Annotated in this window: 19 protein-coding genes, 3 tRNA genes and 1 pseudogene; 2 read left to right on the forward strand and 21 right to left on the reverse strand. The window is 72.1% G+C overall.

Annotation, left to right across the window (positions count from 1 at the left end; genetic code table 11):
- From ABH940_RS11120 to ABH940_RS11150, 7 genes are all read right to left on the reverse strand, one after another.
- On the reverse strand, positions 1-2448 hold the full coding sequence (locus ABH940_RS11120) for a ComEC/Rec2 family competence protein (RefSeq protein ID WP_370063409.1): 2448 nt from the start codon (positions 2446-2448) through the stop codon (positions 1-3).
- The gene (locus tag ABH940_RS11125) at positions 2445-3371 is read right to left on the reverse strand and encodes a helix-hairpin-helix domain-containing protein (RefSeq protein WP_370063407.1); all 927 of its coding nucleotides are present in this window, start codon (positions 3369-3371) and stop codon (positions 2445-2447) included. The genes ABH940_RS11120 and ABH940_RS11125 overlap by 4 nt, the downstream gene beginning before the upstream one ends.
- Before the next feature lie 118 nt (positions 3372-3489).
- A complete protein-coding gene (locus tag ABH940_RS11130) occupies positions 3490-3834 on the reverse strand; it encodes a hypothetical protein (RefSeq protein ID WP_370105144.1) in 345 nt (114 codons plus the stop codon).
- An 84-nt stretch (positions 3835-3918) separates the two neighbouring features.
- Positions 3919-4758, reverse strand: coding sequence for a DegV family protein (locus ABH940_RS11135; protein WP_370063403.1), 840 nt, complete (start codon positions 4756-4758; stop codon positions 3919-3921).
- A 172-nt stretch (positions 4759-4930) separates the two neighbouring features.
- Complete coding sequence (leuS, locus tag ABH940_RS11140; RefSeq protein WP_370063401.1) at positions 4931-7840, reverse strand: leucine--tRNA ligase; 2910 nt, start codon at positions 7838-7840, stop codon at positions 4931-4933.
- Positions 7841-8086: 246 nt separating this feature from the next.
- Entirely contained in the window at positions 8087-10066 is a 1980-nt protein-coding gene (locus ABH940_RS11145) for a protease pro-enzyme activation domain-containing protein (protein ID WP_370105145.1), read from the reverse strand.
- Between the two features lie 265 nt (positions 10067-10331).
- A tRNA-Ala gene (locus ABH940_RS11150) sits at positions 10332-10404 on the reverse strand.
- A 145-nt stretch (positions 10405-10549) separates the two neighbouring features.
- Between ABH940_RS11150 and ABH940_RS11155 the strand changes: the two genes are divergently transcribed.
- Positions 10550-11416: a helix-turn-helix transcriptional regulator gene (locus ABH940_RS11155; protein ID WP_370063397.1), complete on the forward strand. Its 867-nt coding sequence runs from the start codon at positions 10550-10552 to the stop codon at positions 11414-11416.
- A gap of 79 nt (positions 11417-11495) precedes the next feature.
- On the opposite strand, the gene ABH940_RS11160 is transcribed toward ABH940_RS11155, so the two are convergent.
- The 8 genes and pseudogenes from ABH940_RS11160 to ABH940_RS11195 all read right to left on the reverse strand — a co-directional run bounded on the left by ABH940_RS11160 (position 11496) and on the right by ABH940_RS11195 (position 16016).
- Positions 11496-11568, reverse strand: a tRNA-Ala gene (locus ABH940_RS11160).
- A gap of 33 nt (positions 11569-11601) precedes the next feature.
- A tRNA-Ala gene (locus ABH940_RS11165) sits at positions 11602-11674 on the reverse strand.
- Between the two features lie 82 nt (positions 11675-11756).
- The gene (locus ABH940_RS11170) at positions 11757-12404 is read right to left on the reverse strand and encodes a histidine phosphatase family protein (protein WP_370063804.1); all 648 of its coding nucleotides are present in this window, start codon (positions 12402-12404) and stop codon (positions 11757-11759) included.
- Complete coding sequence (gene rsfS, locus ABH940_RS11175; RefSeq protein ID WP_370063395.1) at positions 12401-12877, reverse strand: ribosome silencing factor; 477 nt, start codon at positions 12875-12877, stop codon at positions 12401-12403. Before rsfS ends, ABH940_RS11170 begins: the two co-directional genes overlap by 4 nt.
- Before the next feature lie 179 nt (positions 12878-13056).
- The gene (locus ABH940_RS11180; RefSeq protein ID WP_370063394.1) at positions 13057-14841 is read right to left on the reverse strand and encodes a LytR C-terminal domain-containing protein; all 1785 of its coding nucleotides are present in this window, start codon (positions 14839-14841) and stop codon (positions 13057-13059) included.
- A gap of 83 nt (positions 14842-14924) precedes the next feature.
- Positions 14925-15542 (reverse strand): annotated as a pseudogene (gene nadD, locus ABH940_RS11185) (nicotinate-nucleotide adenylyltransferase); the annotation flags it as partial.
- Between the two features lie 116 nt (positions 15543-15658).
- Positions 15659-15808, reverse strand: coding sequence for a hypothetical protein (locus tag ABH940_RS11190; protein WP_370063393.1), 150 nt, complete (start codon positions 15806-15808; stop codon positions 15659-15661).
- A gap of 64 nt (positions 15809-15872) precedes the next feature.
- Positions 15873-16016 (reverse strand): hypothetical protein, encoded by a 144-nt coding sequence (locus ABH940_RS11195; RefSeq protein ID WP_370063392.1) that lies wholly within the window; start codon positions 16014-16016, stop codon positions 15873-15875.
- A gap of 209 nt (positions 16017-16225) precedes the next feature.
- Between ABH940_RS11195 and ABH940_RS11200 the strand changes: the two genes are divergently transcribed.
- Positions 16226-17314, forward strand: a complete 1089-nt coding sequence (locus ABH940_RS11200; protein ID WP_370063391.1) for a M48 family metallopeptidase — start codon at positions 16226-16228, stop codon at positions 17312-17314.
- 52 nt (positions 17315-17366) lie between these two features.
- On the opposite strand, the gene ABH940_RS11205 is transcribed toward ABH940_RS11200, so the two are convergent.
- From ABH940_RS11205 to ABH940_RS11230, 6 genes are all read right to left on the reverse strand, one after another.
- Positions 17367-18800 (reverse strand): hypothetical protein, encoded by a 1434-nt coding sequence (locus ABH940_RS11205; RefSeq protein ID WP_370105146.1) that lies wholly within the window; start codon positions 18798-18800, stop codon positions 17367-17369.
- A gap of 144 nt (positions 18801-18944) precedes the next feature.
- Entirely contained in the window at positions 18945-19388 is a 444-nt protein-coding gene (locus ABH940_RS11210) for a hypothetical protein (RefSeq protein ID WP_370063389.1), read from the reverse strand.
- A 117-nt stretch (positions 19389-19505) separates the two neighbouring features.
- Positions 19506-20825, reverse strand: coding sequence for a glutamate-5-semialdehyde dehydrogenase (locus tag ABH940_RS11215; protein WP_370063388.1), 1320 nt, complete (start codon positions 20823-20825; stop codon positions 19506-19508).
- 216 nt (positions 20826-21041) lie between these two features.
- Positions 21042-21596 (reverse strand): hypothetical protein, encoded by a 555-nt coding sequence (locus tag ABH940_RS11220; protein ID WP_370063386.1) that lies wholly within the window; start codon positions 21594-21596, stop codon positions 21042-21044.
- 72 nt (positions 21597-21668) lie between these two features.
- A complete protein-coding gene (gene proB / locus ABH940_RS11225; protein WP_370063802.1) occupies positions 21669-22787 on the reverse strand; it encodes a glutamate 5-kinase in 1119 nt (372 codons plus the stop codon).
- Between the two features lie 129 nt (positions 22788-22916).
- Positions 22917-23699, reverse strand: a complete 783-nt coding sequence (locus tag ABH940_RS11230; protein WP_370063384.1) for a group II truncated hemoglobin — start codon at positions 23697-23699, stop codon at positions 22917-22919.
- Between the last annotated feature and the right edge of the window lie 29 nt (positions 23700-23728).

Consider the following 23728-nt stretch of genomic DNA (forward strand, 5'->3'; position numbering starts at 1 on the left):
CTACTCCTTCCGCACAGCGACCGCGAGGTGGCCGGAGGAGTCGAGGACGGCGAGGTCGCCGGAGACGTCGGTGCGCAGCACGGTCGCGCCGAAGGCGTGGAGCAGCTGGAGGGTGCTCGGCGCCGGGTGACCGTAGGTGTTGTCGGCGCCGACGGAGATCAGGGCGAGGCGCGGGTGGAGGGCCGCGAGGAGCGCCGGGTCCTGCTTGGCGGAGCCGTGGTGGGCGACCTTCAGCACGTCGACGTCGCGCAGTTGCGGGTAGGCGGGCAGGTCCGCGAGCAGGCGCTGCTGGGCGGGAGGTTCGAGGTCGCCGAGGAGGGCGATGCGCAGCGGCGGCAGGTGGGAGCCGGGGTCGCCGAGCGCGAGGGTGACCAGGAGGGCGACGGAGGCGTTGTTGGGCCCGTGCGGCGGAAGCCGGGCGGCGTCGGGCCAGAGGACCTGCCAGCGGAGCCGCCCCATGCTCCGGTTCTCCCCGCGCGAGGCGCGCAGCACCGGGACGCCGTCGGCCGCCGCCCAGCGGCGGACGCGGGCGTACTCGGCGGGCGGGTCGTCGACCGTGGTGGTCTCGATCGCGCCGACGTGGCGGTCCCGCAGCACGCCAGGCAGGCCCTCGACGTGGTCCGCGTGATCGTGCGTCAGGATCACCAGGGCGAGGGTGGTCACGCCGAGGGTGCGCAGGCAGGCATCGACGGCGTGGGGATCGGGACCGGCGTCGACCAGCAGCGCCGTGGACGGCTCGTCCCCCGACGACAGGACGAGTGCGTCCCCCTGGCCGACGTCACAGGCGACCAGCCGCCAGCCCTCCGGCGGCCAGCCGGTGGCGAAGCGGGTCAGCGGCGCGGGCCGGAGCAGGGCGAGCACCAGGGCCAACGCGAGCACGCCGGCGACCACCGGATGACGCAGCACGGTCGCGGCGGCGACCAGCGCGCAGGTGACGGCCACGAGCAGCAGCGCGCCCCACCAGCCGCCGGGCCAGGCGATCTCCGCGCCGGGCAGCGAGGCCCCGAACCGGGCCAGCGCGATGAGTGCGGCGACGGGAAGCGCCGCGAGCCTGGCGATCCACTGGGCGAGGGTGAGCGAGACGGGGGCTGCCGCGAGGGCGGCGAAGCCCAGCACGGTGGCAGGGGCGACGCAGAGCTCGGCCAGCAGGTTGCAGGGGATGGCGACCAGGCTGATCCGTGCCGCGCGCAGCACCAGCAGCGGACCGACCCAGGCCTGGGCCGCGGCCGCGGCGCCGAGGGGCTCGGCGAACCGCTCGGGCATGCCGTGCCGGTGGAGCGCAGCCGTCCAGCGCGGGCCGACGGTGATCAGCCCGGCCGTGGCCAGGGCGGACAGGGCGAAGCCGTAGGAGTGCGCCAGCGCCGGATCCGCGAGGATCAGCAGCAGCGTCGCGCCGGAGAGGGCGGGCAGCGGCGCGGCCCGGCGGCCGGTGGCGAGGCCCAGCAGCATCACCAGGCAGGTGGCGGAGGCCCGCAGCACGGACGGCTCCGGGCGGCTGAGGACGACGAAGCCGCCGATGAGCAGCACGCCGCCGACCGCGCCGACGCGCAACCGCAGGCCGAGCCGGGCGGCGAGGCCACCACGCTCCGGGGTCCGGGCGCGGGAGGCGCGTCCGATCAGCAGCACCATCAGGATCGACAGGTTGGATCCGCTGACGGCCACCAGATGGCTGAGGTCGGTGGCGGAGAAGACGTCGTCCAGGTCGGCGGTCATGGCGCTGGCGTCGCCGTCGACCAGGCCCGGAAGCAGCGCCCGTTCGTCCGGGTCGAGCGGCGCGACGGCGCGACGCAGTCCGGCGCGGAGTGATCCGGCGGCGCGCTCGACGACGTTGGGCGGGCCGAGCACGCGGGGCTGATCGGTCGTCAGCAGGGTGGCGACCAGGTCCGGTGTGGCGTTCGGACCGGGCGGCCGGGCACGGGCGGTGACGACGACCTCGGTGGACGGCAGCAGCCCGAGCCAGGCGCGGGCGGCCTGGCCGCGCACCACCACGGCGACGGGCGAGCGGGTGGCCGTCCCGCCGACGCGGACCACGGCCGCCCGCAGCGCGGTGGAGCCGTCGGCGTCGCGGGTGTGCGGGTCGGTGTTGACCAACAGCCGCACCTCGGCGGGGCGTCCGGTCCTGGCCAACTCCGCGACCGGGCCCCGGTGCAGCGCCACCCCGGCGAGGCCGGTACTGAAGCACGCGGCGGCGGCGCTGAGCAGCAGCGCGCCGACGGAGCGCCAACGCGCCCGTCGCAGCAGCAGGGCCGCGCCGACGGCGAACGCACCCGCGGCGACGAACATCGCGTCGGTGTGGGAGCCGTGGAGACAGAGCAGCAGGGCGGTCACCGCCCAGACGACGGCAGCGGGCCCGGTGAGCCGCAGGTCCAGCGGCGGCGGCTCGGCCTTCGCCGTCGCGCGGGTGGCCTTGCCGCGCGTGGCCCTGCCGCTCACAGCTTTGCCGCTCATGGGCGGAGCTGGGAACGGAGGTCCTCGAGTCGGCGCTCGCCAAAGCCGGGGACCTGGCGGAGCTGGTCGACGGACTGGAAACCGCCGTGCTGCTCCCGGAACTGGATGATGCGCCCGGCCAGCACCGGGCCGACCCCGGGCAGCGCATCGAGCTGGGCCCCGGTGGCCGCGTTGAGACTGAGCGGCCCGGAGGCGCGCGACGCTCCGGGCCCGCCCTGACCGGCCGGAGCGCCCGGGCCGACGATGATCTCCTCGCCGTCGTTGACCTTGCGGGCGAGGTTCAGCCCCGTCAGATCGGTGCCGGGGAGCGGGCCTCCCGCCGCGTTGATCGCGTCCTGGACCCGTGAGCCCGGCGGCAGCGTCCGCAGGCCCGGCGCGCGGACCTTGCCGGAGACGTCGACGACCAGCTCGGCGATGGCCGTCGTCGACGGCGCGGGCGATCCGGGCGGCCCGGGCTGCGCCGGCGGCACGGGCGCTCCCGCCGCCGGCGAGCTCGTCGAGGTCGGCGCCACCGCCACGGCCGCCCCCTCCACAGCCGGGGCAGGCACGGCGACCGGCTCCGGCCGCCCGGCCCAGAAGTGCTGCACGCCGTACCCGAGCGCCAGGACCAGCAGCACGGCCAAGCCGATGACGGCGCGCCGGTCCAGATCCCAGCGCTCCTTGAGCGCGAGCCCGAAGGAGAGACGAACGCGCGGTGAGGTGGGCGCATGCGGTGAGGTGGGCGAGTGGGGTGGTGACGGCGAGTGGGGAGGATCCGAGGTCGCCGGGCCCAGGGACGGCTGGGCGAGGGACGGCTGGTCGATGGGCGGGCTGACGGACGGGAGCGGCTGCTGCGGGCCGAAGAGGGTGTCGACGCGGTGGCGGACCAGCGCGGCCGTCTCCTCGCGACGGGCCCGGGCGGCGGGGGTGAGCAGGGTTCGCATGCCGCAGACGTTAGGAGCCGCGACCCCCGTTCCGGGCAGGTGAACTGACGGCCTGTGGACAACCTGGCCCTGTGGAAAACCCGCTCACCCGCAGGGGTGAGGAACGCGGGGAGAACGACTACAACACGGCGTCCTCCGGCAGGAACTGGCAGGCGCAGTGGCGGCAGTAGAGCTGCCGCTCCCAGTCGGCGCGGATCCGCCTCGCGCCGTCCACCGCACGGGACACGACGAAGCCGACCACCGCGCCGGTGAGCAGGAGCAGCATCCCGAGCACCGTGTTCCCCGAGGCGAAGGCGAACACGCCCAGCACGGCGACCGCAGCCGGACCGGCGTAGCCGACCGCACGGGTCGGCGGCGGCGCGAGGGCGGCCTTGAGTTCGGCGTCCTGCGCCAGCGACCGCCAGAAGGCGTCCAGTTTGAAGACCTGTCCGGGGAGACCGCACCGGGGGCAGGCGAAGGCCATGGGTTCCTCCCTCCTCCTGCGAGGAGGTTGCCCACTCCTGTGCCGCACGATGCGCACGGCGGGACGCGCAGCGCGCGAAGCGGCTCAGCGCGGGGAGACGACCACCGCGAGCAGCCCCGGGCCGACGTGCGCGCCGATGACCGCGCCGACCTCCGAGACCGTCAGCTCGCCGAGGTGCGGGATCTGCTCGCGCAGCCGTTCGGCGAGCGCCTCGGCACGCTCGGGGGCGGCGAGGTGATGGACCGCCAGATCGACCTCGGCGGCGCCCGCGTGGGCGACGGCGAGCTCCTCCAGGCGGGCGATGGCGCGGCCCGCCGTGCGGACCTTCTCCAGCGGCTGGATCCGGCCGTCGGCCAGGTGCAGCAGCGGCTTGACGGCGAGGGCGGAGCCCAGCATCGCGCGGGCCGCGCCGATCCGGCCGCCGCGCCGCAGGTACTCCAGGGTGTCCACGTAGAAGAAGCCCGCCGTGCCCTTGGCACGGGTGGACGCGGCCTCGACCGCCTGGTCGGCGGTGCCGCCGGAGCGGGCGACCTCGGCCGCCGCGAGGACGCAGAAGCCGAGCGCCATGGCGACCATCCGCGTGTCCACCACGCGTACCGGCAGCGGGGCGTCTTCCGCGGCCAGCAGGGCCGCCTCGTAGGTGCCGGAGAACTCCGCCGACAGGTGCAGTGAGACGATCTCCGTCGCGCCGCGTTCGGCCGCCGCGCGGTAGGCCGCCGCGAACTCCTCGGGGTTGGGACGCGAGGTGGTGACCGGTCCCTTGGCGCGCAGCGCGGCGGCGACCTCGCCGGGCGAGACCTCGGTGCCCTCCGCCAGGACCCGGTCGCCGATCACCACGCTGAGCGGGACGACGGAGATCCCGTAGCGGTCCACCGCGTCGGCCGGAAGGTACGCCGTGGAGTCGGTGAGGATCGCGAGGGACATGGCCTGGAGGTTACCCGCCGATGGACCGGAAGGGACAGGCGAACCTGCCCCTTCCGGAGGGATATTTATCGTTTTCTCCGACCGGCTTGCGACGGCCGGACACGAGATCGAACCGGCCGAGAATTCGAGCCGGACCGACGAGCGAGCCGGACGGGAGAGCGAGCCGGACGACTCAGATGACGATGTTGACCAGCTTCGGCGCGCGGACGATCACCTTGCGCACCTCCGCGCCGCCCAGGGCCGCGACGACGGCCGGGTCGGCCAGCGCCAGCGCCTCCAGCTCGGCGTCGCCGATCGCCGGCGGGACCTCCAGGCGGGCCTTGACCTTGCCCTTGACCTGGACGACGCAGGTCACCGAGTCCTCGACCAGGTACGCCGCGTCGGCCTCGGGCAGCTGGGCGTGGACCAGCGAGTCCTCGTGGCCCAGCTTCTCCCACAGCTCCTCGGCGATGTGCGGGGCCAGCGGGGCGACCAGCAGCACCGCCTGCTCGGCCACGGCACGCGGCGTCGAGCCGCGCTTGACCAGGAAGTTGTTCAGCTCGGTGGCCTTGGCGACCGCCGTGTTGAAGCGCAGGTTGGCCATGTCGGTGCGGACGCCGTCGATCGCCTTGTTCAGCGCGCGCAGTGTCTCCTCATCCGGAGTCTCGTCGGTGACGACGACCGCGCCGGTCTCCTCGTCGACCACGGTGCGCCACAGACGCTGCAGGAAGCGGAACGAGCCGACCACGGCGCGGGTGTCCCAGGGACGGGAGACGTCCAGCGGGCCCATCGCCATCTCGTACAGGCGCAGCGTGTCGACGCTGTACTCGGAGGTGACCTCCTCCGGCGCGACGACGTTCTTCAGCGACTTGCCGATCTTGCCGATCTCGCGGCTGACCGGCTTGTCCTCGAAGTACCAGACGCCGTCCCGCTCCTCGACCTCGGCGGCCGGGACCGGGAAGCCGCGCTCGTCGCGGTAGACGTAGGCCTGGATCATGCCCTGGTTGAACAGCTTGTGGAACGGCTCGCAGGAGCTGACGTGGCCCAGGTCGAACAGCACCTTGTGCCAGAAGCGCGCGTACAGCAGGTGCAGCACGGCGTGCTCGGCGCCGCCGACGTACAGGTCGACGCCGCCGGCCTGCTTGGCCTCGGTCGGGCCCATCCAGTAGGACTCGTTGACCGGGTTGACGACCTCGGTGTCGTCCTCCGGGTCCACGTAGCGCAGCTCGTACCAGCACGAACCGGCCCAGTTGGGCATGGTGTTGGTCTCGCGGCGGTACTGCTTCGGCCCGTCGCCCAGGTCCAGGGTGACGTTGACCCACTCCTCGGCGCGCGACAGCGGCGTCTCCGGCCGGGTGTCGGCGTCGTCCGGGTCGAAGGTGCGCGGCGAGTAGTCCTCGATCTCGGGCAGCTCGACCGGCAGCATCGACTGCGGCAGCGAGTGCGCGACGCCGTCCTCGTCGTAGACGATCGGGAACGGCTCGCCCCAGTAGCGCTGACGGCTGAACAGCCAGTCGCGCAGCTTGAAGTTGACGGTGCTTTCGCCGATGCCCTGGGAGTCCAGCCACTCGGTGACGGCCTTCTTGGCGTCTACGACGCCCAGGCCGTCCAGCGAGACGAAGTCGTTCTTGGAGTTGACGATGGCGGCGTCGTAGGAGTCGAACGAGTCGTCCCACGTCGACGGGTCGGTGCCGCGCTCGTCGCTCGGCTGGACGACGCAGCGCATCGGCAGCCGGAACGCGCGGGCGAAGGCGAAGTCGCGGCTGTCGTGCGCCGGGACGGCCATGATGGCGCCGGTGCCGTAGCCCATCAGCACGTAGTCGGCGATGAAGACCGGCACCTGCTCGCCGCTGACCGGGTTGACCGCGTAGGCGCCGGTGAAGACACCGGTCTTGACCTTGGCGTCGGCCTGGCGCTCGATGTCGGACTTGGCGGCGGCGGTACGGCGGTAGGCGGCGACGGCCTCGGCGGGTGTGGCGAAGCCGCCGGTCCACTCGGTCGGCAGGTTCCCCGACGGCTGCGTCGGCCACGCGGCCGGCATGATCGACTCGACCAGCTCGTGCTCGGGCGCCAGCACCATGTAGGTGGCGCCGAACAGGGTGTCAGGACGGGTGGTGAAGACGGTGATCGCCGCCTCGCCGTCCGCTGCGCCGTCGGCCCCGGCGGTCCGGTGGACCGTGAAGTCGACCTTGGCGCCCTCGGAGCGGCCGATCCAGTTGCGCTGCTGCAGCTTGATGGCCTCGGGCCAGTCCAGCAGGTCCAGGTCGTCGATCAGACGGTCCGCGTAAGCGGTGATCCGCATCATCCACTGGCGCAGGTTGGCCTTGAAGACGGGGAAGTTGCCGCGCTCGGAGCGGCCGTCGGCGGTGACCTCCTCGTTGGCCAGCACGGTGCCCAGGCCCGGGCACCAGTTGACCGGGGCCTGCTTGACGAAGGCCAGGCGGTACTCGCTCAGCACCTCGTCCCGCTCGGCCGGGGTCAGCGCGGACCACGCGCGGCCGTCCGGGGTGGCCTTGGCGCCGGAGGCGAACAGCTCGACCAGCTCGCTGATCGGGCGCGCCGAAGCGGCCTCGGGGTCGTACCAGGAGTTGAAGATCTGCAGGAAGATCCACTGGGTCCACTTGTAGTACGACGGGTCGATCGTGGAGATCGAGCGCCGCAGGTCGTGGCCCAGACCCAGGCTGCGCAGCTGCTCCCGGTACTTGGCGATGTTGGCCTCGGTGGTCACCCGCGGGTGGGTGCCGGTCTGCACCGCGTACTGCTCGGCCGGCAGGCCGAAGGCGTCGAAGCCCATGGTGTGCAGCACGTTGTGACCGGTCATCCGCAGGTGGCGGGCGTAGACGTCGGTGGCGATGTACCCCAGCGGGTGACCGACGTGCAGACCGGCGCCCGAGGGGTACGGGAACATGTCCATGATGAACGCGTGCGGACGCTCGGCGGTGTCGTGGCCGGCGGCCTCGGCCAGCGGTCCGACCGGGTTCGGGGCGGCGAAGACGCCGTCCTTCTCCCAGCGGTCCTGCCAGCGGGCCTCGATCTGCGCCGCCAGGGCGTGGGTGTACCGGTACGGAGCGGCGGCTGCCGCCTCGGGGGTGCTCTCGCTCATCGTCCTCAGACTCCAGGGGTGCCAGCTCGGAAAGAAGGATTTAGCCGGAAAACGAAAAAACCCCTCGCCCAGGAGGGGTCGCCACGCTGACTCCGGCCGTCTCTTCTTCCTGGCCGGTCCTTGTCAGCGCGGCCGGCTAAGGAGCAGGCGCGCGGTTCGCATGGCGCAAGGGTAGCAGGGCGGTCAGTTGCACAGTTTGGGGGCGCGGGGAACTGCGCGGGCCTCACGCCCCCAAACGACGTGCGGCTACCTCGCCGCGGGAACGCCCTTGCTCGCGCCGAAGGACGCCAAGTAATCCTGCGACGGGGAGCCGACGCCGGTGACCTCGTCGTAGCCCGCCGTCGCGTGGAGCGACGAGTCGTGGCCCAGCGCACGCAGCGACGTCACCGTGCCGTCCGTCGCGTCGACGCTGTTGCGGTAGTCGACGCGGACATCCGCCAGCTGGACGTTCTTGCCGTACGGGGTGTCGGTGACGTCGTGCAGCGCCTGCGTGCCGTACCGCTGGTAGATCGCCGGGTCGGCGAAACCGAGCGGGCGGCCGGCGGCCTGCTCGGCGAGGGCCTGCATGCCCGCGAACAGCGGGGCGGCCAGGCTCGTGCCGCCGATGCGGTACTCGCTGTAGGCGGTCGTGTTGTTGGGGAAGGTCTGGGTCTGGCCGACCACGAAGCCGGTGTTGGGGTCGGCGTCCGCCGCGACGTCGGGGACGGTGCGGTGGCCGCCGGCCAGGGTCGACGGGACCACACCCTGTTGCCAACTCGGCTCGGCCGTACGGGCGCTGACCCCGCCGCCGCCGCCGGAGAGGAACGCGCCAGGCAGGCTCGCCCAGGTCTTGCCGGACGCGGAGAGCAGCGCCTTGTCGGTGCCCCAGCCGGTCTCGAACTCGTACTGGCCGTTGGCGCCGACAGCGAGCGAGGTCCCGCCGACGGCGGTGACCCACGGGAGCGATGCGGGGACGTCCGTCTGCTTGGTGCCGGTCGCGGCCTGCTCGTCGCCGTTGTCGCCGCTGGAGAAGTAGAAGCCGACGCCCTCGTTGGCGCCGGTCTCGAAGATCTGGTCGTAGACGGGGTCCTGGGAGGGGTCGCTGGCGTTCTCCGGCTCGCCCCAGGAGTCGCTGACGATGGTCGCCAGCTTGCTGTCGACGATCTTGTTCAACGCGTCGACCAGGTCATTGTCCTGGCAGGAGGCCGCGCCGACGTAGGTGACACCGGCGGCGGGAGCCATCGCGTGCAGGGCCTCGACGTCGAGCGTCTGCTCGCCGTACCAGCCGGAGGCACCGCAGCCGTCGGGCGTCTTCGGGGTGTTGGGCTCGGTGTTGGTCCAGGTCGGCGCGTCGTCGCGGACCAGCTGGCCCGCGGTGTACGCGGCGTCGCCGTGCGCGGAGGCGTACCGCGCGGCGTCGGAGAGCAGCGTCGGGGAGTCGTAGGCGTCGACCACCGCGACCCGGACGCCCGCGCCGGTCAGGCCGCTCGCCGTGGCGCCGTAGGCACTGCGCAACTGGGCGCCGGTGTAGCCCTTGACCACGTACGGCATGGTGCGCCCGTACGCCTTGGGGGTGCTGCTCGCCGGGTTCTGCCCGTAGTAGGCGGACGTCGGCGGGGCGTTGACGAACGCGGTGGCCGGGCCGGGGAGGGTGTCGCGGCGGCCGTGCCGGACCTCGTGCGGGGAGGTGTCCAGACCGGTGACGGCCAGGACGTCGCCCGCGACGATGGCGGGGACGCTGGCCGGCCCGTCGGGAGCGGTCCAGACGTGGCCGTGCTTGCGATAGGCGTGCAGCCGGGCGCCGAAGGCGCGGAGCGCGGAGCCCGCGTCGCCGTGGACCGTCACGTAGTGGGCGTCGGTCGCGACGACGCGGAAGCCCGCGCCGGTGAGCCAGGCGCCGACCGCGTCGCGCTGGGCCTGGGTCGGCGCGTACCGCTGCTGGATCTGTTGCGGCGTCAGATAGTGCGCGTACATGTGCGATCGGGGATCGGAGACGGCGCGGGCGCGGGCCGCCAGCCCGGCACTGTCGCGATCGGCGAGGTAGACGCGGACGGTGACCGCGGAGGAGGCGGGGACCCGGCCCTCGTCGTGAGCCTGCGCCGCGGTCCAGGCGGGGGCGGAGCCGGGCAGCGGAATCCGCTCCGGGCGGGACGAGTCCGCGGCGGCGCCCGCGGGAAGCGCGGCAGCGGCCGTGACGCCCGCGCACACCAGGGCGGCCGTGACCGCCAGGAGCCTTACACGTCGCATGGGACGAACACCTCTCTTGTCGTGCAGGTCCGACCCGGTGCGGACATGCGATCGACTGGAGGATGCGCTTTGTGAGGGGGGTCGCTGCAGCGCTGCGGCTGATCGCGCCGATGATCGACTGATTATTCATCAGTTCGTGCTACTTGTCGGCCTGTCTGCACGGACGCTCCCGCAGGCCTGCCCGCACGCGCATCGGGACGCATGCCGGCACACATGCCGAAGGGCCGACATCCGTATCGGATACCGGCCCTTCGATCTCGTCTTGTGGAGCTATGGGGAATTGAACCCCAGACCTCTTGCATGCCATGCAAGCGCTCTACCAACTGAGCTATAGCCCCGCGTTTCCGCCTCCCGGCGATGCGCCTACTGTACACGTTCGCAGACACCGCCCACCAATCCGTTTCGGGCGCGAGGGAGCCGCCGCCGTCAGCTCCGTCGTGGTCAGATCCGCCGCTGTCAGTGGGGTCCGGCAGGATGGAGGGCATGACGACCGTCTCAGTCGATCGCCGCGCGCAGCTCGCCGAGTTCCTCAAGGCCCGACGGGCGCGGGTGACGCCCGAGCAGGTCGGGATGGCTCCCGGGCCGCAGGCGCGGCGGCGGACGCCGGGTCTGCGGCGCGAGGAGGTGGCGCAGCTCGCCGGGGTCGGGGTGACCTGGTACACGTGGCTGGAGCAGGGGCGGCCGATCAACGCCAGCGAGCAGGTGCTGGCGGCCATCGCGCGCACCCTCCAGCTGGACCTGGCCGAGCAGGCCCACCTCTTCCGGCTGGCCGGCCTGCGCCCGGACGTGCCGGACTCGGACGAGTGCGCCACGCAGCCCCAGGTGCAGGCGATCCTGGACGCGCTGGACCCGCTGCCCGCGGCGATCAGCAGCGCCCGCTACGACATCCTGCGCTGGAACGCGGGCTACGAGGCGATCTTCCCGGGCGCGACGCTGACCGACGCCTACCGCCGCAACGCGCTCTGGGCCGCCGCCGTGGTCCCGGAGTGCTGCAGCGTCTTCGTCAACCGCGACGAGGAGCTGCCGCGCATGATCGCGGTACTGCGGTCCGCCTACGGCGAGCACGTGGGCGAGCCGGAGTGGGAGCGGTTCATCGCCGACCTCACCGCCGCCAGCGCGGATTTCGCGCGGCTCTGGGCGCAGCAGGACGTCGCGCTGCAGTCGTCGCGGCTGAAGATATTCCGGCACCACGCCGTGGGCGAACTCCGGATGACCGCGACCAGCATGCAGGTGCTCGGCATGCCCACGGCCCGGATGGTCGTCTACACGCCCAACGACGCAGAGACGCAGGAGCGGATCACCTTCCTCCAGTCCCACCCCGGCCTGGCGAGGGTGGACCACACCCACTGAACGACAGCGCCCACTGGACGACCGCACCCGCCGAACGCAGAACCGCCCCCGGCGGGAGCCGGAGGCGGTTCATTCGCTGTGGAGCTATGGGGAATTGAACCCCAGACCTCCTGCATGCCATGCAGGCGCTCTACCAACTGAGCTATAGCCCCGTGAGGGTACCGACGATGTGCAATTGTTTTGCGTGGAGCTATGGGGAATTGAACCCCAGACCTCTTGCATGCCATGCAAGCGCTCTACCAACTGAGCTATAGCCCCGCGTTCCTGCGAACGAAGAAGACTTTAGCGGTTGTGGGGCCGAACTGTGAAATCCGACCCCGCCCGCGACCTGCGGAAGCTCTCAGGTGTCGTCGCCGATGACCGGCTCCGGGAGAGTCCCCGCGTTGTGCTCCTCCAGGCGCCAGCCGCGGTAGCCGCGGCCCAGCACCGACCAGCAGCAGTTGGAGAGGCCGCCCAGCGCCTCCCAACTGCTCGGCTCCAGGCCGATCATGCGGCCGATGGCCATCCGGATCGTGCCGCCGTGGCTGACCACGACGAGCGTGCCGCCGTCCGGCAGCCCCTCGACCGCGTCGGCGACCACCGGGACCGCACGGTCGGCGACCTCCGTGTGGAGCTCGCCGCCACCGCGGCGGACCGGCTCGCCCTGCTTCCAGAGCCGGTACTCCTCGGCGTACTGCGCCCGGATCTCCTCGTTGGTCAGGCCCTGCCAGGTGCCCGCGAAGGTCTCCCGCAGGCCGGGGTCGTGCTTGACCCCCAGGCCGGTGACCTCCGCCAGCTGCTGCGCCGTCGCGGCGGCCCGCTGGAGGTCGGAGGAGACGATCGCGTCCGGGTTCAGCGCGGCCAGCAGGCGCGCGGCACGGCGCGCCTGGGCCAGACCGGTCTCCGTCAGCGGGATGTCGGTGCTGCCCTGGAAACGACCTTCGAGGTTCCACGACGTCTGGCCGTGCCGCCAGAAGACGACACGGCGTCCGCCGTTCCGGCCGCTCAGCGCCGGACCTTCGCTGCCTCGGCGGCGAGCACCGCCTCGACGTGGGCGAACTCACTCGGCTGCTCGACCGGGGCCTCGTCCGACTCCTCGGCGCGCTTGCGGCTGGCCTTGGCGTCCTCCGGCAGCTCCAGCTCGGGGCAGTCCTTCCAGAGCCGCTCCAGGCTGTAGTAGGCGCGCTCCTCGGAGTGCTGGACGTGGACGACGATGTCCAGGTAGTCGAGCAGGATCCAACGACCCTCCCGCTCGCCCTCGCGGCGGACGGGCTTGGCCTGGTGGTCCTTGGCCAGCTTCTCCTCGATCTCGTCCGCGATGGCCTTGACCTGGCGGTCGTTGGGCGCGGAGGCGAGGACGAAGGCGTCGGTGATGGCGAGGACCTCACTGACGTCGAAGGCGATGATGTTGTGGGCCAGCTTGTCGGCGGCGGCCTGGGCGGCTGCCTCGACGAGTTCGAGGGCCCGGTCAGTTGCGGTCACAAGGATCTCTCCGCTAGGGGACACGATCTGTCCAGGATCTCACGAACCGCGGACAGCCCGCGAAGGCGTTGGCTCACACCCCGGTCCCCACCGGGAGGAGCAGCACCTTCGCGGGCATCCACGCGACCGTGGGCAGGCCCGTCGGCTCAGTCGCCGACCATGCCGACTTCGAACATCGGCTAACTGCCGACCTTGAAGTCGTGGCCCAGCACCACCAGCAGGTCGACCGACTGGCTGCCGGGGGAGACCTTCTTGATCGCCGTAGTGGACAGACCCAGGTAGTTGGCCAGGGTCTGTGCGTCCTTCAGGCGGGAGTCGTCGGTGTAGGTGATCTCCGAGCTGCTGCGCTCGGACTGCTTGCCGCCGCCGGGAACCAGGGTGAAGCCTCCGTTGGTGACCGCGGCGTCGGCGTTGGTCAGCGCGTTGGACTTCCCCGAGGCGTCGACGATCTGTACCCGGGCTGCGACCTGCGCGCCGTTCTGCTTGACCTTGCCCGCGAGCAGCCCGGAGACCATGGACGCCGCGTCGCCGCCGAGCGTCCCGTTGCCCTGCACCGGCAGGGTCTCGGTGGAGTATGAGCCGGAGCGGGCGTCCGTGGACAACCGGGCCAACAGCGCGCCCAACTGGCTGTCGGAGAACGACGGGTCGGCGACCGCGCCCATCTCGTCGATCTTCGTCGCGGCCGACGTCGGGTCGGTCGGCATCGCCTTGATCAGCGCGGCCAGCACCTGGCCGAAGCGGTTCAGCTGCGCCTGCGCCGGCTCGCCCTTGCCCTGGTAGGTGGCGTAGGTCATGGCCGCCTGGCCGTTGAGGAGGTTCTGGCCCGGCGTGGCGACCTCCTTGCCGTTGACGGTGATGGGGACGTCGTTCTGGACCTGGACCCCGCCGACCAGGTCGACCAGGTTCTGCAGGAACGGCTCGTAGACGTCCCAGGTGCCGGAGACGTCGGTGCCGAGCAGCGCGTTGATGCCGGTCCTGGTGGCGTCGGTGCCCTGGCTGTCGACGGCTGCGGAGAGCGGCAACAGCGTGCTGGACGAGTCCTGCGGGATGCCGAGCGTGCCGGGCAGCAGCATGGTCACGCCCTTGTCGGAGCTGGGCTCGGAGACCAGCAGGGCGCTGTAGACGTTCTTGTTCAGGTCGTGCAGGTGGACCGCGATGACCTCGCGCTGCGTGCTGGCTGCGACGGCGCCGGGCGAGGAGGAGAGGATCTTGCCGGTGGCCCAGAGGTAGCCGACGCCGCCGACGGCGATCAGGGCCAGCGCGACCAGGAGCGCCGTTCCCCTGCTGCGCATCTTGCGGCGCCGCTCGTCCCGGCGCTCGCCTCGGGTCTCGGAGAACTTGACCCAGTCGATGACGTCCTGGGAGTCCTCCTCCTCGTCGTCGACGAAGGTGAAGGAGTCGTCGGTGTAGGACTTGTCGTCGAGCGGCCCGGGGGCCTTGGGGGCCGCGGGGCCGGCGCTGGTCGGCGCGGCGGGGGGCTCGGGCTCGGTGACCCGGTACTGCTGCTCGGCGGTGTACTGCGGCTGCGCCGGCGCCTGCGGTGCGCTGACCGGGGGCGCGAACGAGCCGGTGTCGGCGGGACCGTAGTCCTGGTAGTAGTCCTGGCCCTGGTAGGACTGCTGGCCGCCGTAGCCGTTCTGCTCGCCGCCGTAGCCGCCCTGCCCGTAGCCCGGCTGCTGCTGGTAGGCCTGGCTGTAGCCGGGCTGCTGCTGGTAGCCGCCCTGCTCATGGCCCGACTGCTCATGGCCCGGCTGCGCGTACCCCTGCTGCCCGTGTCCCGGCTGCTCGTACCCCTGCTGCGCGCCGTACTGCACCTGCGCAGGCCGCTGCTGCTGCGAAGGGAAGACCCACTCGCCCGTGTAGGGGTCCTGGTACCCCTGCTCGTAGGAGTTCTGCTGCGGCACGCCGCCGTAGAACTCCTGGCCCTGGTCCCCCGGTCCCCTGCGGTCTGCGGTTCCGGTCACGCCGCCCCTATCCCAGTTCCCTTGTTCGGCCCGGTCGGCACTGTGTCTGCGTCCTCCTGGTCGAGATCGTCGACCAGGTCGGCGTAGAGGCGTCGCTTGTCGATGTAGCGCACCACGCCGTCGGGGACGAGGTACCAGACCGGTTCGCCCCGGGCGACCCGTACGCGGCAGTCGGTGGAGGAGATGGCCAGCGCCGGGACCTCCACCAGTGACACGCCGCCCTCGGGCAGACCGGGGTCCGTCAAAGTGTGCCCTGGCCGGGTCACTCCGATGAAGTGCGCCAGGTCGAAGAGTTCCTCGGCGTCGCGCCAGGAGAGGATCTGCTCCAGGGCGTCCGCGCCGGTGATGAAGAAGAGGTCCGCGTCCGGGTGCTCGCCCTGCAGCTCGCGGAGGGTGTCGATGGTGTACGTCGGCCCGCTGCGGTCGATGTCGATCCGGCTGACCGAGAACTGCGGGTTGGACGCCGTGGCGATGACCGTCATCAGATAGCGGTCCTCGGCGGGCGAGACCGGGCTGCCGGACTTCTGCCACGGCCTGCCGGTCGGCACGAAGACGACCTCGTCCAGCTGGAACAGGCTCGCCACCTCACTTGCGGCGACGAGGTGGCCGTGATGGATCGGGTCGAAGGTGCCGCCCATCACCCCGAGCCGCTTCTTCAGCGGCTCGACGGCACCGGCGGGAGCCTCGGCGTGCTCTCTCATAGGCGGCCACCCTACGCGATCCCGCCGGGCCACGACGCTGGGGTCTGTGGCCCGGCCCGGCGACCCTGCGGCGGGCCGCCGTCGCGGTGAACACGCCGTCAGGATCGCGCGAGGTTCTAGCGGTCCTTGTTGAAACGCGTGGTGATGAAGAGCAGCGTCAGCAGGATCAGCAGGGCGCCGCCACCGGTGAACCACGGCTGGAGCGAGTCGTGCATGCCATTGCCCTCGGCGAGCTGGGCGATCGCGGCTGTGGCGTGTGAGGTCATCTGAAGTCGGACTTTCTGACTCGGCGGCAGGTCTGGCTGGTGATGCTCATGCTACGCACTTCGCTCAGTCGCGGTAGCCGCGCAGCAGCACGAACGCCATGACGACCACTCCGACGATGGCAGCGATCACGAGCACCCGCAGGAACATGCCCGGACCGCTGCCGTTGGAGATGGCGGCGAGCTGGAGCAGCGCGTCGTTGGTGTGCATGGGGAAGCCCTTCGAACGGAGTGGTGGCGCCCTCCGAGAGTAGTCCTGGCCGACCGGGAACCCGACACCGGCCCGGAACGTCTCCCCCGTGAGGGGACGAGCAGTAGCGTGACCGCAGCGCACATGCAGCGAACACAAGTCGAGTCACAGGACGGCGGGGGCCGGTGGCAGAAACCGGGGTCCGCGGTCATGCCGGGAGGAACCAGCAGATGACCCAGCCCAACGACAGCAAGGTGCCGAGCCGCGCCCGCAAGCGCTTCCCCGGCATCTCCACCCGCGCCTGGGAGCACCCCGCCGACCGTTCGGCGCTGGTGGCCCTGCGCAAGCTGAGCGGTTTCGACGACATCCTCAAGAAGCTCGGCGGCTTCGTCTCCGAGCGCGCGGTCCGGCTGATGTTCCTGGCCTCCGCCGTCCGCGCCAGCGAGCGGCAGTTCCCGCAGCTGCACGAGATGGTGCGGGACGCCGCCTACATCCTGGACCTGGAGCAGATCCCGGCCCTCTACGTCACCCAGGACCCGCGCCCCAACGCCATGTGCATCGGCATGGACGCTCCGGTGATCGTGGTGACCACCTCGCTCGTCGAGCTCCTCGACGAGGAGGAGATGCGCGCGGTGGTCGGCCACGAGGTCGCGCACGCGATGTCGGGCCACGCGGTCTACCGGACCATGCTGCTCATCCTCACCAACATCGCCACCCGGATCGCCTTCATCCCGCTCGGCGGCCTGGCGATCGGCGCGCTGATCACCGCGCTCAACGAGTGGTTCCGCAAGGCCGAGCTCTCCTGCGACCGGGCCGGGCTGCTTGTGGGCCAGGACCTGCAGGCCTCGATGCGCGGCCTGATGAAGCTGGCGGGCGGCCACCACCTGCACGAGATGAACACCGACGCCTTCCTGGAGCAGGCCGAGGAGTACGACCGGGCGGGTGACCTGCGCGACGGCGTGATCAAGCTGCTGCAGGTGCTGCCGCAGCAGCACCCGTTCGCGGCCGTCCGGGTGGCGAAGATCAAGAAGTGGGCCGAGGGCGACGAGTACCGCTCGATCATGGCCGGCGCCTACCCGCGACGGGAGGAGGACTCCGACGCCTCCTTCCGCGAGCAGGCCAAGGCCGCGGCGGACTCCTACGCGCAGTCGTTCAAGGACACCAAGGACCCGCTGATGGGCCTGATCCGCGACGTCGCGGGCGGCACCGCCGACCTGGGCGGCAAGCTGCGGGACGTCTTCGCCGGCCGCACCTCGGGCCCGGCGTCGGGCCCCGAGGGCGACGGCGAAGCCCCCGTGGACGGCGACGGCACGCACTGACGCACCGCACGAACGAGGCCCTCCGGAGCTGCTCCGGAGGGCCTCGTTCGTGTCAGAGGTTGCCCTGGAGGGTGCCGCAGACGGTCCAGGCGTTGGACTGGTGGTCGAACGGGTCGATCCCGGTCGGGCTGGCGCTGGCGCTGGGGCGCGCGGTGGGCGACGCCTTGGCGGCCGAGCCGCTCGCGTGCTGCTGCGGGAAGAGCGGCTCCAGATAGGCGCTCTGGTCGACCTGGCAGCTGGTCGCACCGGCCTGGACGACGGAGTCGACCAGCTGGACCCGGCGGCTCATGATGTCGTCCGGCGTCAGCCAGTACGTCAGCGAGCGGCGCACCGCGAAGTAGACCACCGGCTGGACCTGCGGCTCGGCGGCCTTGGCACCGCCCGCCGCCGAAGCCCCCGCCGAACCGGACGCGCCCGGGGTCGACGACGCGGCTGCGGTGGACGACGGCGACGGCGTGACGGAAGGCGAGGCGGACGGCGAGGCGGAGGCGCTCTGCTTCGGGGTCAGCGCGTAGAGGAACGTGTAGTCGCTGGTCACCTGGAGCGTCTGGGCGTCGAGCTCGCTGTAGGTGATCTTGCCGGGGCCGACCAGCACCTCGTCGGTGGCCAGCTGCGTCGTCGTCGGGTCGAAGCGGACCATCCAGCCGGTGGCCTCGTGGCGCTGGTCGTCTGTGGGACGGCTGACGCTCTGGTCGAACTGCGGGTACTGACCCGGGGAGATCCAGAGCCGGACCGCGTCGGTGTCCTGGCCGGACAGCACCTCGGGGTCGAGCGAGGAGGCCTTCAGGTAGTCCTGGACGGTGGTGAGCGCGGCCAGCACCTGGTCGTGGGTGAAGTGGTCCGTGTGCCGGGTGTTGGGCAGGTTGAAGCCCTGGTCCCCCACCGCCAGGAACTCCTGACCCGGCAGCCCGGCGAAGGGCCCGGTGGTGTCCCCGCCGGACGGCGAGGCGGAGGCGGAGGCGGAGGGCGAACCGGAGCCGGACGCGGACGACGAGCCGCTCGGGCTGCCAGTCTTGCTGCCACCGGTGGGCTTGCTGCTGGTCGTCGGCTTACTACCGGTCGTGGCCGTGCCAGGGGGGAGGGTCGCCCGGCCGGTGGGGATGCCGTTCGGGCCCGGCTGCAGCGGGATGATCTGGACGCTCAGGTTGGCGGCCACGCCGGAGACCGGCGTCGGGTACGGATGACGCACGCCCATGTAGACGGCCGTGGCGAAGGCGAAGCCGATCAGGAGCATCAGCGCGAGCGCCTGGCGCGGCAGGCCGCCGCCACCGTGGCCGTGGTGGGTCGACCCCTCGCCGCTGCCGCCGCCCCGGCCGCTGCGGCGGCGAACCGCCCGCTGCCCGCTGGAGAGCCGCTCGCTGGCGGAGAGCTCCTGGATCCGGGCAGCACGGATGAACGATTCGTCGAACACGACGGATCGGAACTCGTCCTCGCCCCCGGCGTTGCCCTCCGGCCCGCCCTCGGGGGGCTCTGTCGGGCCGCCCATGAACCTAGAGTAAGTCGCTTCCGGTAAGTGGGAGATGCCCGGCCCGGCAAGTTCTCGGTGGGAACTGGCCTTGATTGTTCGTCAGCTGACGGACAAATGAGACATTCGCCACAAACGGGCCGTGGCCGGTGCGCTCGGATGTGCTCAGCTGTGCGCCAACGCAGCAGGTGAGCTGGACGAAGACGGCGCCGAGGGCCCCGGTCCCCGATTGGTGCCGGGGGCCGATCCGCCCGAGGCCCGGTAGACCGCGGCGGCCGCGCCCAGCACGGCCACGATCCCTATGACGACCAGCATCACCCGGGCCACCACCCGCTGCCAGCGAGCGGAGTGACGGTCGGCGTAGGGCAGCGGCTTGAGTTCGAGCGGCAGGCCGTCCGGGTCGTCTTCCTCGTCCACGTCGGCGTACTCGATCGGTGTGCGGGTGCCGGTCGCCAGGGTGCGCTCGGTCGCCGACGGCTCGTGCACCAGCGCCGCGCGGACGAAGGCCTCGTCGAACACCACGGCGGTGAACTCCCCGTTCACCAGGCCGTGGTCGTCGTCGCCTGCGCCGTCGAACGGATCGGCGTCGCGGTCGGGACCGTCGGACACAGCATCAGCCTAGGGCAGCGCGCCCGCTTTGTCTGCGGGTTGCGAGGCGCTTCGTGGTGCTGCGTCGGCCCCTCGGCGGCCCTTGGACGGCCTGCCGCCGCGCTGCCCTGTGCCAGGTCAGCGGCGGATGTGGCCGTCGCCGGTGACGATGTACTTGGTGGACGTCAGCTCCGGCAGCCCCATGGGGCCACGGGCGTGCAGCTTCTGCGTCGAGATGCCGATCTCCGCGCCGAAGCCGAACTGGCCGCCGTCGGTGAACCGGGTCGAGGCGTTGACCGCGACCGTGGTCGAGTCGACCAGCTGGGTGAAGCGGCGCGCGGCGGCCTGAGAGGTCGTCACGATCGCCTCGGTGTGACCGGAGGACCAGAGCCGGATATGCGCGACCGCGTCCTCCAGGGAGTCGACGACGCCGGCGGCGATGTCGTAGGAGAGGTACTCGGTCTCCCAGTCCTCCGGCGTGGCCGGGACCACGACGGCCTTGCTGCCCTCGCGCTCCGCCGCCGCCTGCACCCGCGCGTCGGCGTGGACGGTGACGCCCGCCTCGGCGAGCGCGGTCAGCGCGAGCGGCAGGAACGCGTCGGCGATGTCCTTGTGGACCAGGAAGGTCTCGGCCGAGTTGCAGACGCTGACCCGGTGCGCCTTGGAGTTGATCAGGATCTCCACGGCCATGGCCAGGTCGGCCTCGGCGTCGACGTAGACGTGGCAGTTGCCGGTACCGGTCTCGATCACCGGCACGGTGGACTGCTCCACGACGGTGCGGATCAGCGAGGCGCCGCCGCGCGGGATCAGCACGTCGACCATGCCGCGCGCCCGCATCAGCTCCTGCACGGAGTCGCGGCTCTCCCCCGGCACCAGCTGGACCGCGTCCGCGGGCAGCCCCGCGCCGCCGACGGCGTCGCGGATCACCTCGACCAGCTTCCGGTTCGACGCGATCGCGGAGGACGAGCCGCGGAGCAGGACGGCGTTGCCGGACTTCAGGCAGAGTGCGGCGGCGTCGACGGTGACGTTGGGACGCGCCTCGTAGATGATCCCGACCACCCCGAGCGGCACCCGCACCTGGCGGACGTCCAGCCCGTTGGGGAGGGTGTACCCGCGCACCACCTCGCCGACCGGGTCAGGCAGCCCGGCCACCCGCCGCACGTCCTCGGCGATGGCGGCGACCCGCTCCCGGGTCAGCGTCAGCCGGTCCACCACGGCCTCGTCCGTCCCCGCGGCCCGCGCCCGCTCCACGTCCTCGGCGTTCGCCTCGACGATCTCCCGCGTGCGCACCTGCAGCGCGTCCGCGACGGCGAGCAGCGCGTCGTCCTTCGGCGTCCGCGGCAGCGGAGCGAGGGTCGCGGCGGCGGCACGCGCCCGGTAGGCGGCCTGCAGCACCGGCGACTTCGGCAGCGGCGAGGGCAGGTCGGGCGAGGGGAACTCGACGGAGTGGCTGCTCATACGCACAGCGTAAGGCCTCCAGCGGGGGTGGCTGTTGGCACTTTCAGTGGGTGAGATCAGGTGGTTTCGGACGACGGGGAAGTCGCACTCACCTGAGGGGCACGGGGAGCGGCGCGGGTAACCACCCGGTGCGGATGGCCCTGCTCGTTCGGCGCACCACCCGGGTGGGTGGCTTGTCGCGCAGTTCCCCGCGCCCCTGACGTTTGCAACTCACCCTCAGTAGGGATGCACTCCCCCGAGGAACGCCGGAGGCTCCCCGTACCCCTCGGCGATGCGCTTGTGGTACGTCGGGCGGTCCACCACCTCCAGGCCCACGACCTCCCACGGAGGCAACTGCGCGCTGACCCGGTGCTCGCCCCAGAGCCTGAGCGCCAGCGCCGCCGCGTCCTGGAGGTCGTCGGCCTGTTCCCAGTAGCGGATCTCCGCGTGGTCCGCGGCGTAGCGGGCCGTGAGGAAGGGCGGGTGTTCGTGGGCCAGCTGTTCCAGGCCCTGCTTCAGCTGGGGCAACGGGGTGACCCGGCCGGCGACGTTGAGGACCACGTGCCATATCCGGGCACGCTGCCCGATCTCCGCCGCGCTGGAACCGGGCTGGACCCGGCCCGCATGCTCCGGCGCCTCCGCGCGGTCGTGATCGTCACGCGCGTCGGCGTCGGGCGCGCCCGCGCCGCCGGGGATGCTGGTCAGCACCGCCCGCGCGCGGCCCTCACCGCTTCCGCTGCCTCCGCTTCCCCCACTGCCCACGGGTCGCGCTCCCTGGCGCCTGCGTCCCACCGGCGGCCTCCCTGTCGGCGATTCGTCCCCGCGGTCTGAGCCCCTTTACCCCGGGCAGCCACCGTAGGCACCTCAGCCGGTCAGGACGACGAGGTCGTCGCGGTGCACGACCTCCCGCTCGTAGGCGGGACCGAGCTCGCGTGCCAGGTCCCGCGTCGACCGGCCGAGGAGCCGGGGAAGCTCCCTTGCATCAAAGTTGACCAGCCCACGCGCGACGATGTGGCCGTTTTCGTCAAGAAGGTCCACCGGATCGCCAGCAGCGAAATCTCCCTCAACTCCGGTCACACCAGCGGGGAGCAGCGATGTTCGCCGTTCCACGACGGCTGCGACGGCCCCCGCGTCGAGGGTGACCGCGCCCCGGGGCGAACTGGCGTGCTCCAGCCAGAGCAGCCGGTCGGCCGCACGCCTGCCCGTACGGTGGAAGAGCGTTCCCGTGTCCCGGCCCGCGAGCGCGTCCGCCGCGTGGCGGGCGGCGGTGAGGATGACGGGGATGCCCGCGCCGGTGGCGATCCGCGCGGCCTCGACCTTGGTGACCATGCCGCCGGTGCCGACCCCGGCCTTGCCCGCACTGCCGATCTCGACGCCGTCGAGGTCCTGCGGGCCGCGCACCTCGGTGATCCTGCTGGTCCCGGGCTTGCTCGGGTCGCCGTCGTAGAGGCCGTCCACGTCGGAGAGCAGCACCAGCAGGTCGGCACGGACCAGGTGGGCGACGAGCGCGGCCAACCGGTCGTTGTCGCCGAAGCGGATCTCCGCGGTGGCGACGGTGTCGTTCTCGTTGACGATCGGGACCGCGCCCATGGCCAGCAGCTGCTCCAGCGTCCGGTACGCGTTGCGGTAGTGGGCCCGCCGGGACGCGTCGTCGGCGGTCAGCAGCACCTGGCCGACGCGCAGTCCGTAGCGGGCGAAGGAGGCCGTGTAGCGGGCCACCAGCAGGCCCTGCCCGACGCTGGCTGCGGCCTGCTGCCGGGCCAGGTCGGAGGGGCGCTTCTCCAGGCCGAGCGGGGAGAGTCCGGCCGCGATCGCGCCGGAGGAGACCAGCACGATCTCCACCGGTCCGGCGTCCGTGCTGCGCTCGTGGGCCTTGGCCAGGACGTCGACGAGCGCGTCGACCCGGTCCGCGTCGAGGCCGCCGGACGCGGTGGTGAGCGAGGAGGAGCCCACCTTCACCACGATGCGCCGCGCCTGCAGCACGTCTTCCCGGAGGGTGGTGCCTGTCACGCCGTCGCTCCCGTAGCCGTGCGTCCGCTGCTGTCAGCGGCGGAGAGCCCCCACCGCTGGTCAGCAATCTACGCGAACCGGACCCCGTGGCTCACTCGGGTTTCAGCCCTCGGGACGGTACGGCGGGGTCAATCCCCAGCCCCACGCGGGCATCGGGGTGTGCACGACGCGCTGCGCACCCGGTGCGGAGAAGAGCAGGGCCATCCGCGTCCCCCATTCGAGGTAGCCCCGGAACGCGGCCCGGAACTCCGGGTCGGTCGGCAGGCCGACCTCGTCGGCGGCGTCCTCCAGCAGCCAGAGCCAGCGGCGGCGCATCGGCTCGGTCAGCGCCCGGCCGAGGTGACGGGAGATCATGTGCGGGTGGCCGCCGCGCTCGGCGCTGTAGGCGGGCGGGCCGCCCAGGACCTCGCCGAGGAAGAGCGCGACGTGCTGCGGGTGCTCCGGGTCCATGCCCGCGAAGACGGGCGCGAGCAGCTCGTCGGCCAGCACCTTGGCGTAGAAGACCTCGGTCAGCCGCGCCAGCGCGGGCGCCCCGCCGAGGTACTCGTAGAGCGTCGGGTCGGTACGCCCGGCCGCCGCGCCCTCGCCGACCACGCCGGTGGCGCGGTAGTGGCGCATCTCCTCGATGTCCTGGACGTACGGCTGGATCGCCGCGAAGAACTCCGTGAACTCCGGCGAGGCCCGGAAGCCCTCCAGGTGCGCCTTGGTGGAGGTCCACCGGATCCGCAGCACGTAGACCCCCGCCTCCTCCTCACACTCCGTCAACTCGTAGTCGACGCAGTACTCGGAGGCGGCGAGGGGAACGGCCGCCCGCCGGTACGCGGCTTCGAACGCGTCCCGGCGGTCGTGACCGATGCGGTAACGGATGTACTCGACTGTGGCCATATCGCCACTGTAGGCACGTCCCCGCCGGT

The sequence above is a fragment of the Streptacidiphilus sp. BW17 genome (assembly GCF_041262485.1).
Lineage (GTDB): Bacteria > Actinomycetota > Actinomycetes > Streptomycetales > Streptomycetaceae > Streptacidiphilus.

Coding starts and splice junctions, on each gene's coding strand:
- ABH940_RS11120 (WP_370063409.1), bottom strand. CDS start 2,448: ATGAGCGGCAAAGCTGTGAGCGGCAGGGCCACGCGCGGCAAGGCCACC.
- ABH940_RS11125 (WP_370063407.1), bottom strand. CDS start 3,371: ATGCGAACCCTGCTCACCCCCGCCGCCCGGGCCCGTCGCGAGGAGACG.
- ABH940_RS11130 (WP_370105144.1), bottom strand. CDS start 3,834: ATGGCCTTCGCCTGCCCCCGGTGCGGTCTCCCCGGACAGGTCTTCAAA.
- ABH940_RS11135 (WP_370063403.1), bottom strand. CDS start 4,758: ATGTCCCTCGCGATCCTCACCGACTCCACGGCGTACCTTCCGGCCGAC.
- leuS (WP_370063401.1), bottom strand. CDS start 7,840: ATGAGCGAGAGCACCCCCGAGGCGGCAGCCGCCGCTCCGTACCGGTAC.
- ABH940_RS11145 (WP_370105145.1), bottom strand. CDS start 10,066: ATGCGACGTGTAAGGCTCCTGGCGGTCACGGCCGCCCTGGTGTGCGCG.
- ABH940_RS11155 (WP_370063397.1), top strand. CDS start 10,550: ATGACGACCGTCTCAGTCGATCGCCGCGCGCAGCTCGCCGAGTTCCTC.
- ABH940_RS11190 (WP_370063393.1), bottom strand. CDS start 15,808: ATGACCTCACACGCCACAGCCGCGATCGCCCAGCTCGCCGAGGGCAAT.
- ABH940_RS11195 (WP_370063392.1), bottom strand. CDS start 16,016: ATGCACACCAACGACGCGCTGCTCCAGCTCGCCGCCATCTCCAACGGC.
- ABH940_RS11200 (WP_370063391.1), top strand. CDS start 16,226: ATGACCCAGCCCAACGACAGCAAGGTGCCGAGCCGCGCCCGCAAGCGC.
- ABH940_RS11205 (WP_370105146.1), bottom strand. CDS start 18,800: ATGGGCGGCCCGACAGAGCCCCCCGAGGGCGGGCCGGAGGGCAACGCC.
- ABH940_RS11215 (WP_370063388.1), bottom strand. CDS start 20,825: ATGAGCAGCCACTCCGTCGAGTTCCCCTCGCCCGACCTGCCCTCGCCG.
- ABH940_RS11230 (WP_370063384.1), bottom strand. CDS start 23,699: ATGGCCACAGTCGAGTACATCCGTTACCGCATCGGTCACGACCGCCGG.